We start from the raw sequence: 13,828 nt of genomic DNA on the forward strand, positions 1-13,828 counted from the left end.
TGGGTCCGGACGAGGGGAAAACGTTGAAACTGCGAACCAGACGCGTGTTTACCGGATCGATGCTGACTGCTGCTGCACTGACTGCCGCACTTCTCTCCGGGTGGACTGCACAAGCAGATCCCGCATATCCGGCGCCGGACCCGGACCCGTTCTATTCGCAAGCAGCGGCCGAGGGGACCGCCGGCACGCCTATCTCTGTGCGCCGGGCCCCTGACCTGATGACCTTTCCCGGCGTCGCGATCTGGCAGGTCAGTTACAGGTCCACGAACTCCGAGAACAAGCCGATCGCCGCGGTCAGCACGATCCTGGTCCCGCCGAATCAAGCGCAAGACGGCCCGTTGCTCTCCTATCAGCACATCGTCAACGCACTCGGAACGGGATGTGCGCCATCTCGCGCGCTTTACGCATCGGATCCCAACATCGTCATCCGTGAAGCGCCCATCCTCAACGTCGCGCTTCAACGTGGATGGACCATTGCCCTTCCTGACCATCTCGGACCCAACAGCGCCTACGGCGCCGCGCGCCTGGGCGGACAGATCACGCTCGACGGTATCCGCGCCGTTCAGAAAATCCCCGAATTGCGTAGTGGCGCCAGCCCAGTCGGTATTGCCGGTTACTCCGGCGGCGGCATGGCCACCGCGTGGGCGGCCGCACTGGCCCCGAGCTACGCACCCGAGGTCAACCTCGTCGGTGTAGCCGAGGGTGGCGTTCCGATGAATCTGTCCAAGATGGCCAACGGCCTCGGACAGGATCCGCACCCGGCATTCGGCCTCGCCTTCGCCGCAGCAATGGGCCTCGAACGCGAGTACCCCGACCTCCTTCCGCTGAGCAACCAACTCAATGACCTCGGTCGGTCGATGCGGACCGAACTCACCAACGCGTGCACCAACGACATCCTGAGAGTTGGCGCAGGACGCAGCGCTTCCCAGGTGTCGACGTCGACTTCTCTGTTGTCCAGCCCCGAAGTGCGAAAGGTTATGGACGACAACAGCGTCGAGCTCTATCCGGGTGTGCCGACTGCCCCGGTATTCGAATGGCACACGCCCGACGACGTCCTTATCCCCATCGATTCGGTGGTCAACACGATTTCTCGGTACTGCGCCGCCGGAGCCACGGTTCAATCTCAGCTGTTCCCCAGCCCGGACCACCTCACCACTGCGGTCCTCGGTCTGCCCACCGCGTTCGAGTACCTGCAGGACCGGTTCGACGGAGTGCCGGCCCCGCGTTCGTGCTGAATGTCTCCGGAGTGATGTATCGAGCAGGCGCGGCACATGGCCAACTCGGTGTGCCCGTGGCATCGTTGATCGTATGAGCGACACGGATGACACCGGCGCGGCCGGCAATGGCGATTACAGTCTCGATCCCGACGACCAGCTTCAACCCGAAGACACCCTGATCGATCGAGGCGTGGACGACATTCTCGACGAGGGAATCTCACCACCGGAACGCCCATTGGGCCTGGACGCCCACGGGTTGACCGGCAGTGAAGAATCGGCGGGGGAGACCCTCGACGAGCGCCTGGCCGAGGAAGAACCTGATCCGTACGCGTCACTGGGAGATCCCCTGAAGGATCCGGCAGATGCCGACGAATTCGAACGGGAAGAAGAATTCCCGAACGGTGCCGAAGTCGGAAATCGCCGCGTCGGGCGTCTCGTTGCCGAAGACGAGGGCCGATACGAGGACGAGGAAAGCGAACTCATTGCCGGAGACGTCGGAATCGACGGCGGCGCAGCGTCGGCGGAGGAAGCCGCGATGCATCTGATCGAAGAATCAGACGACTGACCGACCGCCTGACTGTTGTGGCTGTTGATCGGTGAGAACGATGGAGTGGACGTGATTTCCACCCATCCTCTTGCTTTCGTACATCGCCGAATCGGCTAGGCGATGTAGATCGTGAACGCCACTTTCTGCTGCTTGCACGTCTGGCCAGCCGCCGTTGTGTATGGCTATGCCGATGCTTGTCGTCGAGAGTGGTTCGCCCGTAGGGGAGTTCATGATGGGGGCGATCCGTGCGAGCAAGTCGCCGACGTACGGCAACGGCATGATCTGAACGACGACGAACTCGTCACCTCCGATACGAGCGATCGCTGCGTCCGATCTGGCCCAGTCGTGGAGTCGATACGCCGTGCGCAGGATGACGCGGTCGCCGACGTCGTGACCGTAGGTGTCGTTGAAGTGTTTGAAATTGTCGATGTCGATCACCACCACCAGCAAGGACTGGTCGAGGCTGGATTTCGCTTGCAGGAGTTCGGAAGTCCGCCGTGAGAGTCCGCGCCGATTCAGCAGGTCCGTCAACGGATCGAGTTCGGAGCTTTGAGCGTCGTTGCTCAGGAGCGCCAGAGCAATCTGCGTGACGACCGGTATGACGGTGATGACAGGGATGGCAAAGGCAATGCGTCCCAGGACGTCTGAGAGGCCGGAAGGTACATCGGTGAACACGCCAATGCTGGCGATAACGATGACCGCCCCGGAAAACAGCAGGTGCCACAGCTGCGCTCGAAGATTGTGAAAGAACGCTATGTACGAGCCGACGAGTCCGAAGACGAGGCACCCCAGCAGCCTTTGATCCGGATTGGCCTCCGCCAGCACGATCACCGCGACAGCGAGGTCGCCCGCGATGACGAAAAGGTACGACCGTTCCCGGGTCGTCGCAGTGAACGGCAGCGCTGTTCCGCCGATTATCACGAGCACTGCGATCATGACGTCCAATGGAAATCCGATGGTCTGCACCGAATGGGTGCCTAGTCGCTTCAGCAGAATCGTGACTCCCAGGAGGAAAACCAATATGCCGATGCCTATCCGAGTCGGCATCAGAATTCCGTTGTCGCGCAAGAATCGCGTGAATCGGTCGAACTGGTCTGGCACTGCAAGCCAGCGGTGCACGACCTTGGGTGTGTCACTCATCGCGGCCACTGATCATTCGAAGCGGCCGGTCGAAATAAAACACATGCGGCGATAGTAGTCCGTGGCGATGACAATGGAACGGCACCCGCACGCAGCCTGTCGTCCCAATACGTCACAGTGACGAATTGGGGCGGGGTGGCTGGGAGTGGGCGAGACTCATCCATCAACATCAACCCGCGTCAGGCGGCCTGCCGCGCAGCCTGAACACCTGAGCGGCAGGGTTGCTCGGTGGCCGGCCGGGGTCGGACGGCGATCGACGATTGATTGCCCGACGACGGGCACGCCAAGATGATCAGCTCACACAATGCGTCCAGCGGTCCAGGGCGGAAGCACGCGAATGGTCGACAGATACATCTACGGATCGACGACGCAGGAAACGGATCATGAGCCGATATCGCCAGGTCGACAATTTGCCGATAATCTACATTATGTCAAGTAAGGGGTATTCGGACGTCCCCCGTCAGCCTGTCCGCTAGCTTTGCTCACATGGATTTCGTTGCACTCATCCTCGGTTCACCACGTGGCCGTCGCTTCTGTGCGAACGTCGGGCACGCGTGCCGCGCCAGCGCAAGCAACTCCGGTGGACACTGGCCTCAATCGCCGGAACATGCGCTCGAAGTTCTCGGCGCTGTTGATATCCGGGCAATCGCCGAGATGTCCGAACTCGAGATTCTGCACTGTCTTGCGTATGCCGTAGATTGCGCACGCTACTGGGAGCCGCCGGACGAAGAAGACCTGATCTTCGTCCGGCCGGATGTCGCAGCGGCGCTGCGACCGATTGCCGGAGCACTACTCGACTCGCCACACGCCGCCTGGTGGACCGAGCCGATCGACCGCCTGAACCAGAATCTGGTTGAAAAGCGAAACCCCATTTACGGCTGGTCGGGCCTACCCCTGCGGATTTACCCCACGAAGGACGGCCTCGAACATTGGCGCGATGAGGCACTCGATACCGAACGCCGGTTTCTGGAATACCAGATCGAAGATCCGGACCGTAACATCGGAGGCGAATGGTGGTCTACCCCTTTTGCCAACGGCACAACCGAAACAACCAGGGCCCGCGACGGTATCGGGGCCCTCGGGGTGTTTCTCGAAGAAGACAGCTCCTCGAACGAGGCGCGGGTGCAGCCGGTAAGGATCTACGGCGCGCCCCGCATCTACGAGATCACCGGTCCGCAGGACTGGGCGAATCTGGTCGATACCTATCCCCTGCCAGTGCCCGCTTCACGTCGCTCCGTTTGGTACGACACGACCGGTGAATACCGTGACTGGTTCATTCCGGACTGGGTTTCGGTCGCCGCAGATTACGACGCCATCCACTTGACCTTGATGGCCTATCTGACCACGCCAGGCATCGCGATCCCGTTGTCGGCCAACTCGGGGGCCACCGTGCTCGCCGGGTGGGATCCGGACGCCACATTCTGGCTACGAAGCAACAACATCACCGTCGAGGGCGAGCCACCAAGCTGACGCTCATCGGCGCAGAATTCAGCCGGTGCGCCCGTACGGCCAGCCACCGTGCAGTGTCCTCGATCCCCTGTTCCAGGGTGAACGTCGGAACCCACCCGAGTAGTCGTAACGCACGATCGTTCGACGCATAGGCGCCGGCAGTGTCACCGGTGCGTCGGTCGGCAGCGACCACGTCGATGTCTTCGCCGAGCACGTTCTCGAATGTGTGTACCAATTCCCACACCGTCGTCCCCCGCCCGCTGCCCAAGTTGACCACAGTCATGCGTGATGAATCAGCGGTGACCCGGTCGAACCTTTCGAGTGCTCGAACATGAGCGTCTGCAAGGTCCCAGACGTGAACGTAATCACGCACTCCCGATCCGTCGCGCGTCGGCCAATCCGTCCCCGTAACCCTGAAAGGCGTTCCTGTCGAATATGATTCGAACAGCTTTCCGAGTGCGTGGGTCGGGCGTGCCGACGCTGTTCCGCTTCGCAGCTCCGGGTCTGCCCCGACAGGGTTGAAGTAGCGTAGAGATATCGCTGATAATCCTGTGGCCGCCACGATGTCGTCAAGCATCGTTTCGAACTGAGCCTTGCTGTGCGCGTAGGGACTCTGCGGTGCGATCCGCCAATGTTCGTCGACACACCCACCGTCGCTCGGCGCGTACACCGCAGCAGAGGAACTGAACAAGAAGCGCTCACAGCCGTTCCGAAGGACACTCGATACCAGTGTCAGTGACTTGGATACGTTGTTCTCGTAGTACCGCGCCGGGCTACTCACGGAATCTCCGACCACGATCAAGGCCGCACAGTGAACTGTGGCAACGATATCGGGATGATCTGCGAATATCCTGTCGAGCAGTTTCTCGTCCGCGATGTCGCCGCAGTAGAACGGGAATCTGTGCGCAAATTCGGCACGGCCGGTCAGCAGGTTGTCGAGAATCACGACATCGATCCCGGCGTCGACGCACTTCGACGCCACGGTGCTTCCGATGAATCCCGCTCCGCCGGTGATCAGTACTTTCACGCTGCTCCCCCGGCATCTTCGACGGCAGCCCTCGCACGACGGACGAAGTGGGATACGCGTGAGCGTGTCAAGTCCCACCCACGTAGGTCGCGCCCGTCCCGGATGGAAAGCCGATCACGGTCGAGAAAGAGCGGCACCATGACCAGATCGCGGTAGAGCGAGTGCAGACGTGGGCGATCGGCCAACCACAGCGTGCATTGCCACCACCAACGCGCCGACGTAGTCGTCACCCCGGTATTCACTCCGAAGATCGATTCCACCGCAGCCCAGTGGACGTTCACCGCGCGACGGACATCGCGCGGCAATCGGCGTCGCGCGAGCATCGCCGGGAGTGACGGCTCGGAGTCGAACAGGTACCCCACGTCGAAGACGCTGTTCAACGCCAGATCAGCGCGAATCAAGGCGCGATCGGCAAGCCGCGCGTGAGCGATGACATGAAGCGTGACATCGGCAAGGGCAAGTCTGGATCCTTCGGTCTCCGCGCTGAGTCCTCGGACCGCGGACTCGCGGGTCAACGCGTGACGGGCGAACCGCGGAAGCAAGTGTGAATGGATTTCGACGGAGCCGTGACGGTCGTCGCGAAGGAGCGCTGGTTCCTGATGATCGTCGTGATCGATGGAATCCCCTGCCACCTCGTCCGGGCGAACCATTCGATAGCCGAAGTCGATGATCGCGTCGTTGGCTGGAACGGCGTGTGCGGGATCTACGACCAAGAGGTCGATGTCCGTCATCCGTCGTGCCGCCGGGTTCGGCCAGATTCTTCGCTCGAGAAGAGCAGCACCTTTCAGCGCGACAGTCGGAAATCCGCTGCTGTGTAACAACTCTTGCAGTTCTACGCGCTGCGCATCGAGGTCCGCGATACGAAGCGCGTTTCGGTGATGGACAAGGCTCAGCGTCAATTCCGGACTCGACGCGCTAGCTGCGGATTCCGACAGCATTTCGGCGAAACTCGCCGGCAGGACCGATGCGAAGCCGGCATCGACTGCGCGGGCGGCCAGCAGCGGCAGCACCTTGTGCCTGGCAGCGGCGTCGATGACTCGCGGCCAATCCCGCTGCGAACACGAACGGATGACGTCGGCCCCGTGCTCGGGTTCCAACATGGAAATCAGGTACCGGGTGTCACGCATGACGCCACCAGTTCCTCCACGGTGTCGGCGCCGGTGTCGCCGTGGTGCCGGATCATTCTGTAGCACGGGGCATTCGAGAGCAGGGCAGCGATGTTTCTCAGGGTCAGTCCGTGATTGTCGGACCACAGAGCGGATTGCTCGGCCAGCGACTGTATCGCCTGGGGTGCGGGCATCGGCGCGATACGAGTAGGACCCCCGTCCCATTTATCGAGAATCAGCACCAGATCGATTCCGCGAACCGCCGAATCGACGTTGGGAGTAGCGGGCAATGTCGACGGGTCCAGTGCCCACACCGAAGGGGTATACGGGAGATACAGCGAATCGTGCGCCTTGATGTCCGGGAGAACGTCGAACGTACCGGCTTTCAGATGGACCCGGCGCGGCAAGCCCACCGCTTCGGTACCGCGAATGAAGACCCCTTCGTCAGCTCGCAGTTGTGCACCCCGTAAGGCAAGGGCAAGCGCCAAGGTGGTTTTACCCGCCCCGGAGTGCCCGGCGATCGCCACTCTCACACCGTTGCAGTCGACCAGAGCGGCATGCAGGCGTGTCCACAGTTCGGTATCTGCGGCCGTCATGACATCCCGGTGCACAGTGCGGTAAACGTTCTCCGCGAGGTGGAGTCCGTCGAGACCGATCAGCGGTTCATTGCTGCCTCCGATGGTCGAGTCGATGGTGGCGTCCCAGCGACCGAACGTCGATCGATTCCGCTGAATCCGAACTTCGACGTTGTGGTCCGCAGGCCAGGGGCTGGCAATTCGATGCTCGATGACACCGAGTTCGGGTATGGCAGGGCCGCGCACGATCGCATCAACCCACAGGTAGTGCGTTCGGAATTGTGGTACGTGGCTGCCTGTCACGGGATTCTCACACCAGCAGACGCGAGGCGCTCAGCTGTCCATAGGTCTCGCTGACCACCGACTCCGCGTCATGGTCAGGGATCTCGAGTACCTCCGACACCGCCTGGACGATGTCACTGACGGTCCGGCCGTCACACAGTTCCCACACCAAAGTCGCGACGGGGTTGAGGTGATGGGCCACCTCGCTGGAACTGTCGTACAGCACGACACCGTCGGTGAGATCATTGCTCTCCACCGTCTGTGAGCGCTGAGGCCTCGCGTCTTCGAGTAGTTCCGTCAAGATATCTCCTTGTTCCAACGAGTCCGATATTCGTGTTGAGCTATTTGCGTTGGGGTGGTGTCAGAGCGAGAAGCGTCGTGAGTATTCGGATTCGATTGCGCCCGAACGAATCAGGCTGCGTGTGGAGGCGATGCCGGGTGCGAGCGTCAGACACGTCAGCACTCCCCCGGCGTTCGCATCCACCAGGTAGTTGCCCAAAGTTTGGTAGTGGCCCGCCCATTTTTCGAATGCTTCGGGGTCTACCTCCGGATCCGCAATCGCGTCCAGAATTCGTTCGAAGGCGCGCGAATGAACGAGGACGGCGTGAACTCCACGGTTCTCCGGACTGGTGCGCAAGAGCGCCGAACCGTCGATCAGCGCTCCGTCGGCCGATTTCGCGTCGTGTCCGAGTTGGACGACATCCCAATCGCGGTGATCGAGGTCTTGACGTGCGTGGTCCAGGATCGACGCAGCCGCATCCAGCAAACTCACGTCGTCAGCTGCAATGAGGACCGAATCCCAGCTCTTCTCGGTCGCCCGAGAAACCGCGCGACGCCACGAGACGGCAAAGGCCGCTTCCTGATTCATCACGTCCTCGAAAGCTGATTCTCTCTCCACCGCTGTTACGCGCGGTAAGCGAATGAATCGATGCCAGGACGCCTTCCATCTGTCGATATCGAGGTCAAGATTCACGACGACAACACCGAGGTGCGACTTCGAATCCTCGACAGCCGGGGTGGGTTCTCCCCCTACTCGGGCAGGCGACAGTGGGCGATCGAGCACAACGTCGACTGCGCCCCGCTCGAGCAGATAGGTCGCCAGTGAAAAGTCGGACCGCACGGGTCCGTCCATGCTCCGCGAGAGTTCGTCTCGCAAGGTTCGGTATGCCGCGGCGCGAACAATCAGTGCAGCCCCGACCAGGTCTTCGCCGTGTGCGTGGATGACGGCCGCATCGGCTTCGGCGGGGAGGTCGTCTGTTATGTTCCGCAGCTTGTACATAACCGCGGGTTCGATCACGCGAGCCTCGTCCAGGAAGACCACCGACTTCCAGCCCAGCAGAATCGCCTTGTCGAGTCCGGCGACGAACGCTGAGGCCGTCCTCCACCCATCCGGACCGTCGTCCTCCGCCGGAATGGCACGGTGAACGGTCAGTTCGATCGACTCGGCCTCCGCCAGGCATGAACGCCACGGAGCTACTCGGCCGTCGTCGCTGAGAACGATCACCCCGCCGAAGACCAACTCGGGTCGCTGGACGCTCAGTTCGGCACGGCGACGAATCTCGGGATACGAATCACCGAGGTACCTGGAGAACTGACGATGGAGTGAGTCGAGATCCCATCCGACCTCACTCCAACCGAGCAGGTAATTGTGAACGCGATCTTCCCAATTTATTCGATACGGGACACCCGCCGGGCGCTCGAATCGATGGTGCCAACCAAATGTCGGAAGGCAGACGACCTTTCCGCCGTTGATCCGGAACTTCTCGTGGATGTATCCCTCCTCACCGCCGAATCCGGTGAAGTGCGAGTTCAATCCCGGCCACGCCTCACGCCTGCAGGCAAATGAGCCGAGGCCCTGCATGATGATCTCGAAAGGCACGTCAGGGTGTTGCTTCGCTCGCGGATCAACTCCCCAGGAGCCGAACATTCCGTTGCGCCACTTGGGGTCCATGTGGGTGGCCGCGATGTGCGAGGAATCCTGGGAGAGCATCGGTCCCTGGATCAGATCGTCAGTTTCCGGATTTGCATCGAAATACGCCAGCAACGCCGACAACGATCCCGGTGCCAGGATCACGTGGGAGTCGAGGACCAGGACATACTTTCCGGTGGCCTTGCGGAACAGGACGTCCCGCACCGCAGTCGATCGAACGTCGGTGAACGGGATGTAGCGGAACCGATCGATGTAACCGGCAAACGATTCGAGCATCGGCGCCGGCAACCCCTCGGGGTTGTTGTCCAACAAGACGAATTCGACTCTGTCCAGAATCTCGCGATGATGGACCAAGATCGAGTGGATCGTGAAGTATGCGCCGTCGAAATCGTCGTAGGTCGCGATTGCAATGGTGAGGTCGGCAGATTCTCCGTGCGGCGGAGTTTCTTTCACCTGTACTGGCACCGCGCTCTGAAGCTTCTTCAGAGCGCGGTGCAGGGCTTCGTCGAACTCGGGCATCGGTGTGCTCCCTGGGAACCCGTGGCGTTGTATCGATTACGTCGGTTACGCAGGTTCCGTGGGATCTGTCGGCTTGGTCGGGCTGGTTGGGAACGTCGGCTCGGTGCGAGTGGTCGGCACAGTTGGGACAGTTGGGACGGTCGGCTCCGTCGGCTCCGTCGGCCCGGTGGGCTTGGCGGTCGTCGTTCCACCCGAACCTGACGAGCTACCGGTTGATCCGGAACCTGTGGAACTTCCAGACGATCCCGAACTCCCGGAACTACCCGAACTTCCCGACGATCCCGAACTTCCCGACGATCCGGGGTTGCCCGGCTCGTTTCCTCCCGGCTGATTCCCTCCCGGAGTATTACCACCGGGCTGATTCCCGCCTGGTTGCTCGCCTCCTGGTTGATTCGGATTCTGCTGGCCTCGAGTAGGAGCTCCGGAGAGGTTCGGCGTGTCACCGGCCGCGAAGGCCGGTGCCGCACCACCGAGGCTGATCGACGTCACGACCGGAACAGTTACCGCCGAGGCCGCTAGAACTGTCTTGACGAACTTGCGTCGATCAACCGGAACATTCTGAAAAGCGTCGCCGCCCATAGCGTTTCTCCCATGCGTCCGAGACGAGGTCGTCCTCACTCGATGTCGGGCAAAACGCTAGCATCCTTCCGGCAACTTTACAGACTGAACGCGCCGATATTTGACGGGTATGCGAATTTGAGTCCGGACTGCGCCGACTGTTCGGACAGAAGTACGGCGATCTCCTCCTGTTCAGGGGGCTCGTTTGTCCCGGTCGACAACCGTCAACCAACCGGCATCTCCCACGGCGCCACCGGAAGAGTATTTCCGGTCTCGAGGTAGGACTTCAGATTCGACAGCACCGCCGACCATCCGCCCGCTACCTCCATGCGAGCCGATTCGTCCGCTAAATCGGTGTGCTTGACGGTCAATCGCACGATCGCGCCGAAGGCTTCGATGTCGAAACTCACCCGCGAGATATCGACGCCCGGTTCGCCGTTCGGATCAGCCCAGGTGGTGACCAACCTGGACGGCGGGCTGCTTTCGACTACGGTGCCGACTACATCCGCGATGTTCGAACCGTCGATCCGGCGGTGCTCCCACGTCGATCCCGGCTGCCAGTCTGAGACGTTGCTGTGTCCCCAATACTCTGCAGTGGCCCCCGCGTCCGTGAGTGCTTTCCAGACGTTCTCGGCCGTACTGGCGATGTAGGTGACATATACAAAACTGGGCTTGTCGGTCATGGCTTCCTCCGCGAGTTTTTTGACGGCACTGAGCGCATGCAGGCGCGGTACCTCGAACTTGTTGATCCATCGCTCTCGAATCTCCTCGAGCGCAACGGGATTGAGATAGTGAAGTTTCGTTCTCCCCTGCCGTACCGTGCTGATCAGATTTGCATCCTCGAGCGCCGTGAGGTGTTGCGTGACAGCTTGGCGACTCATCTCGAGGCTCTCGCACAGCTCACCGAGCGACTGCCCGTTGGCTACGAACAGGCGGTCCAGCAGAAGTCTTCGCGTGGGATCGGCAAGTGCTTTGAAGGCTGCATTCATCCGGTCGTTCACAACTTCACGATATGCAAGCATTTACTTGCATGTCAATGGTTGGGCGTGCCGGGTTTCGGAAGTGGGGACAAATAGGGTGTGATGTCTTCAGGCAGATGTGATCTGAATCCCGGATCGCACCGTAAGAGAGGTTGGGCACATGGACTGGGCAGCAATTGGAGTGGGTGTCGGGTATGCCTCGGTGGCTCTGTCGATCCTGGTTTTCGTCGGCGGGTGCATCGCACTGTTCATTTTGTCGGTCCGCCAGTAGCTGACACCTCGACAAAGTGGTGAACACCCCCGGCGCGACGATCACACGCGTCTCGGGGTGATCGCCGCCGGAGGCTGCTTGATCGATTCGGACACACCGGCGCGCGTCGGACTGCTCGCAGAGAAGCTCGGCCGCGGTGGGACTACCGTAGGACTGTCGCCTAGAACTCGAGGAGTACGGAATGAGCATCCAGTCGGTTGAACCGCACCGCCACCGCGTAGTGGTGATCGGTTCCGGCTTCGGAGGATTGTTCGGCACTCAGGCTCTCAAAAAAGCCGATGCCGACATCACGATGATCGCGCGTACAACCCACCATCTGTTTCAGCCGCTCCTCTATCAGGTTGCGACCGGCATCCTCTCGGTCGGTGACATCGCTCCCGCCACGAGACTGGTGCTGCGCAAGCAGAAGAACGCCCAGGTGTTGCTCGGTGAGGTCGAGACCATTGATCTCGAGAATCAGACCGTGACCTCGCGTCTGCTCGAACGCGTCACGGTTACGCCGTTCGACAGTCTGATCGTGGCAGCAGGTGCCGGTCAGTCGTACTTCGGCAACGATCAGTTCGCGGAGTTCGCCCCCGGAATGAAAACGATCGACGACGCCCTCGAACTGCGCGGACGAATCCTCGGGGCCTTCGAACAGGCCGAACTGTCGGACGATCCCGCCGAGCGCGCGCGCTTGCTCACCTTCGTCGTGGTCGGCGCCGGCCCCACCGGGGTGGAGTTGGCCGGGCAGATCGCCGAGCTTTCCCGTCGAACGCTGGACGGCGCCTTCCGCAAGATCGATCCTCGTGAAGCGCGCGTCGTGCTCCTCGACGGCGCCCCTGCCGTGTTGCCCGTGTACGGCGGGAAGCTCAGCCGCAAGGCTGCCGAGACGCTCGAGAAGCTCGGCGTCGAGATCCAGCTCGACGCAATGGTCACCGACGTCGACAACGACGGTCTGATCATCAAGGAAAAGGACGGCACTCTTCGCCGCATCGAGTCGCAGTGCAAGGTCTGGTCCGCCGGCGTGCAGGCCAGCCCTCTCGGCAAGCAGCTTGCAGAGCAAAGCGGCGGAGAAACCGACCGCGCCGGCCGAGTGATGGTCAATCCTGACCTGTCGCTTCCCGGACACCCCAACGTCTTCGTCATCGGCGACATGATGTCGCTCGACAAGCTTCCCGGACTGGCTCAGGTCGCCATGCAGGGCGGCAAGTATGCGGCCAAGCAGATCAAAGCGTCACTGGATGGAAAGTCCCCGTCGGAACGAGTTCCGTTCAAGTACTTCGACAAGGGCAGTATGGCGACGATCTCGCGCTTCAGCGCGGTAGCCAAGGTGGGCAAGCTCGAGATCAGCGGCTTCATCGGGTGGGTTGCCTGGTTGGCAATTCACCTCCTGTACCTCGTCGGATTCCGTTCACGCGCCTCGACGCTCTTGTCGTGGGCAGTGACGTTCTTCGGGCGTGGCCGTGCTCAGATGGCGTCCACCGAGCAGCAGGTCTTCGCGCGAAACGCGATGGGCGAGTTGGAGAAGAAGAACAAGGAAGCGACGGAGTCCGGCAGCACTTCGAATGGCGAAGCCAAGAAGGCTGCCGGCAAGCAGCAGAAGGCCGCCGGCTGATCGATCAGCACCTGGGCGAATAACGAAGGGCGGCTGTGGAGTTCAACTCCACAGCCGCCCTTCGTTATTTGATCGACTGCCGCGTGGTCAGTTTCCGATCTTCGCCACCTCGGTGATGTTCGCGAGGCGAACCTGTCCCTTGGAAACGAGTCGGCCGTTCTCGTCGGTGATGCGAACTTCCCAGAGTTGCTGGGTGCGTCCGCGATGAATCGGGGTGGCTTCAGCGGTGAGAGTGCCCTCCCGCGTTGCGCGCAGGAAGTCGGTGTTGTTGTTGACTCCGACTACGTGTCCTCGCTCGCCCAGCCACACGGTGCCGCCGACGCTGGCGAGAGACTCCACCACCGAGCAGTACACACCCCCGTGCTGTATCCCGGCGGGCTGGTGCAGCGTGGGCTTGACCGTCCATTTCGCCCTCACACGGTCTGGGCTCAGTTCGGTGTATTCCAGGCCGATGGTGGCGTCGAAGCCCGTCCCGAGCCGTTTCATCATCTCTGCGGTCTCAGCAGTGTCGACCATGCCATCTCCATCTGTGATTCTCTGGCGCCGGTGTGGCTGCCACTCCCTACCTGATTACACGAGAGGTAACTCGAGCCAGGAATCAGGTCTGGAAAAAGAACCGGCGGGTTTCCC

The 13,828-nt window shown here is 61.4% G+C and carries 13 protein-coding genes; 5 read left to right on the plus strand and 8 right to left on the minus strand.

Going from position 1 to position 13,828, the window contains the following annotated elements:
- Positions 1-59 precede the first annotated feature (59 nt).
- On the plus strand, positions 60-1,235 hold the full coding sequence (locus ABX74_RS02885) for a lipase (RefSeq protein ID WP_021344275.1): 1,176 nt from the start codon (positions 60-62) through the stop codon (positions 1,233-1,235).
- Positions 1,236-1,308: 73 nt separating this feature from the next.
- Positions 1,309-1,782 (plus strand): DUF5709 domain-containing protein, encoded by a 474-nt coding sequence (locus ABX74_RS02890; RefSeq protein WP_047888164.1) that lies wholly within the window; start codon positions 1,309-1,311, stop codon positions 1,780-1,782.
- Here ABX74_RS02890 and ABX74_RS02895 read toward each other — a convergent pair.
- A complete protein-coding gene (locus ABX74_RS02895) occupies positions 1,771-2,904 on the minus strand; it encodes a sensor domain-containing diguanylate cyclase (protein WP_047888179.1) in 1,134 nt (377 codons plus the stop codon). The two genes, ABX74_RS02890 and ABX74_RS02895, sit on opposite strands and share 12 nt — an antisense overlap.
- A gap of 486 nt (positions 2,905-3,390) precedes the next feature.
- Here ABX74_RS02895 and ABX74_RS02900 point away from each other — a divergent pair, with 486 nt between their 5' ends.
- On the plus strand, positions 3,391-4,374 hold the full coding sequence (locus ABX74_RS02900; RefSeq protein WP_047888165.1) for a hypothetical protein: 984 nt from the start codon (positions 3,391-3,393) through the stop codon (positions 4,372-4,374).
- Here ABX74_RS02900 and galE read toward each other — a convergent pair.
- The 5 genes from galE to ABX74_RS02925 are packed head-to-tail and all read right to left on the minus strand — an operon-like array spanning position 4,346 to position 9,792.
- Positions 4,346-5,380, minus strand: coding sequence for a UDP-glucose 4-epimerase GalE (galE, locus tag ABX74_RS02905; protein ID WP_047888166.1), 1,035 nt, complete (start codon positions 5,378-5,380; stop codon positions 4,346-4,348). The genes ABX74_RS02900 and galE overlap by 29 nt on opposite strands.
- Entirely contained in the window at positions 5,377-6,507 is a 1,131-nt protein-coding gene (locus ABX74_RS02910; RefSeq protein ID WP_047888167.1) for a nucleotidyltransferase family protein, read from the minus strand. Before ABX74_RS02910 ends, galE begins: the two co-directional genes overlap by 4 nt.
- Entirely contained in the window at positions 6,486-7,364 is an 879-nt protein-coding gene (locus ABX74_RS02915; protein WP_223257809.1) for a hypothetical protein, read from the minus strand. Before ABX74_RS02915 ends, ABX74_RS02910 begins: the two co-directional genes overlap by 22 nt.
- 7 nt (positions 7,365-7,371) lie before the next feature.
- On the minus strand, positions 7,372-7,644 hold the full coding sequence (locus tag ABX74_RS02920) for a PqqD family protein (RefSeq protein ID WP_020969628.1): 273 nt from the start codon (positions 7,642-7,644) through the stop codon (positions 7,372-7,374).
- Between the two features lie 60 nt (positions 7,645-7,704).
- Positions 7,705-9,792 carry a glycosyltransferase gene (locus tag ABX74_RS02925; RefSeq protein WP_047888168.1) on the minus strand — a complete coding sequence of 696 codons (2,088 nt, stop codon included), beginning with the start codon at positions 9,790-9,792 and terminating at the stop codon, positions 7,705-7,707.
- A gap of 58 nt (positions 9,793-9,850) precedes the next feature.
- Between ABX74_RS02925 and ABX74_RS02930 the strand changes: the two genes are divergently transcribed.
- A complete protein-coding gene (locus ABX74_RS02930) occupies positions 9,851-10,123 on the plus strand; it encodes a hypothetical protein (protein WP_021333470.1) in 273 nt (90 codons plus the stop codon).
- A 451-nt stretch (positions 10,124-10,574) separates the two neighbouring features.
- On the opposite strand, the gene ABX74_RS02935 is transcribed toward ABX74_RS02930, so the two are convergent.
- Positions 10,575-11,372 carry an ArsR/SmtB family transcription factor gene (locus ABX74_RS02935; protein WP_021333468.1) on the minus strand — a complete coding sequence of 266 codons (798 nt, stop codon included), beginning with the start codon at positions 11,370-11,372 and terminating at the stop codon, positions 10,575-10,577.
- A gap of 410 nt (positions 11,373-11,782) precedes the next feature.
- On the opposite strand from ABX74_RS02935, the gene ABX74_RS02940 reads away from it, so the two are divergent.
- Positions 11,783-13,198, plus strand: coding sequence for an NAD(P)/FAD-dependent oxidoreductase (locus tag ABX74_RS02940; RefSeq protein WP_019748456.1), 1,416 nt, complete (start codon positions 11,783-11,785; stop codon positions 13,196-13,198).
- Between the two features lie 87 nt (positions 13,199-13,285).
- Here ABX74_RS02940 and ABX74_RS02945 read toward each other — a convergent pair whose 3' ends face one another.
- Positions 13,286-13,714 carry a PaaI family thioesterase gene (locus tag ABX74_RS02945; protein ID WP_047888169.1) on the minus strand — a complete coding sequence of 143 codons (429 nt, stop codon included), beginning with the start codon at positions 13,712-13,714 and terminating at the stop codon, positions 13,286-13,288.
- Positions 13,715-13,828 lie beyond the last annotated feature (114 nt).

The organism is Rhodococcus sp. ARP2 (genome assembly GCF_001029585.1).
Taxonomy (GTDB): Bacteria; Actinomycetota; Actinomycetes; order Mycobacteriales; family Mycobacteriaceae; genus Rhodococcus_F; species Rhodococcus_F erythropolis.

Coding starts and splice junctions, on each gene's coding strand:
- ABX74_RS02885 (WP_021344275.1), top strand. CDS start 60: ATGCTGACTGCTGCTGCACTGACTGCCGCACTTCTCTCCGGGTGGACT.
- ABX74_RS02890 (WP_047888164.1), top strand. CDS start 1,309: ATGAGCGACACGGATGACACCGGCGCGGCCGGCAATGGCGATTACAGT.
- ABX74_RS02895 (WP_047888179.1), bottom strand. CDS start 2,904: ATGAGTGACACACCCAAGGTCGTGCACCGCTGGCTTGCAGTGCCAGAC.
- ABX74_RS02900 (WP_047888165.1), top strand. CDS start 3,391: ATGGATTTCGTTGCACTCATCCTCGGTTCACCACGTGGCCGTCGCTTC.
- ABX74_RS02910 (WP_047888167.1), bottom strand. CDS start 6,507: ATGCGTGACACCCGGTACCTGATTTCCATGTTGGAACCCGAGCACGGG.
- ABX74_RS02925 (WP_047888168.1), bottom strand. CDS start 9,792: ATGCCCGAGTTCGACGAAGCCCTGCACCGCGCTCTGAAGAAGCTTCAG.
- ABX74_RS02935 (WP_021333468.1), bottom strand. CDS start 11,372: ATGCTTGCATATCGTGAAGTTGTGAACGACCGGATGAATGCAGCCTTC.
- ABX74_RS02940 (WP_019748456.1), top strand. CDS start 11,783: ATGAGCATCCAGTCGGTTGAACCGCACCGCCACCGCGTAGTGGTGATC.
- ABX74_RS02945 (WP_047888169.1), bottom strand. CDS start 13,714: ATGGTCGACACTGCTGAGACCGCAGAGATGATGAAACGGCTCGGGACG.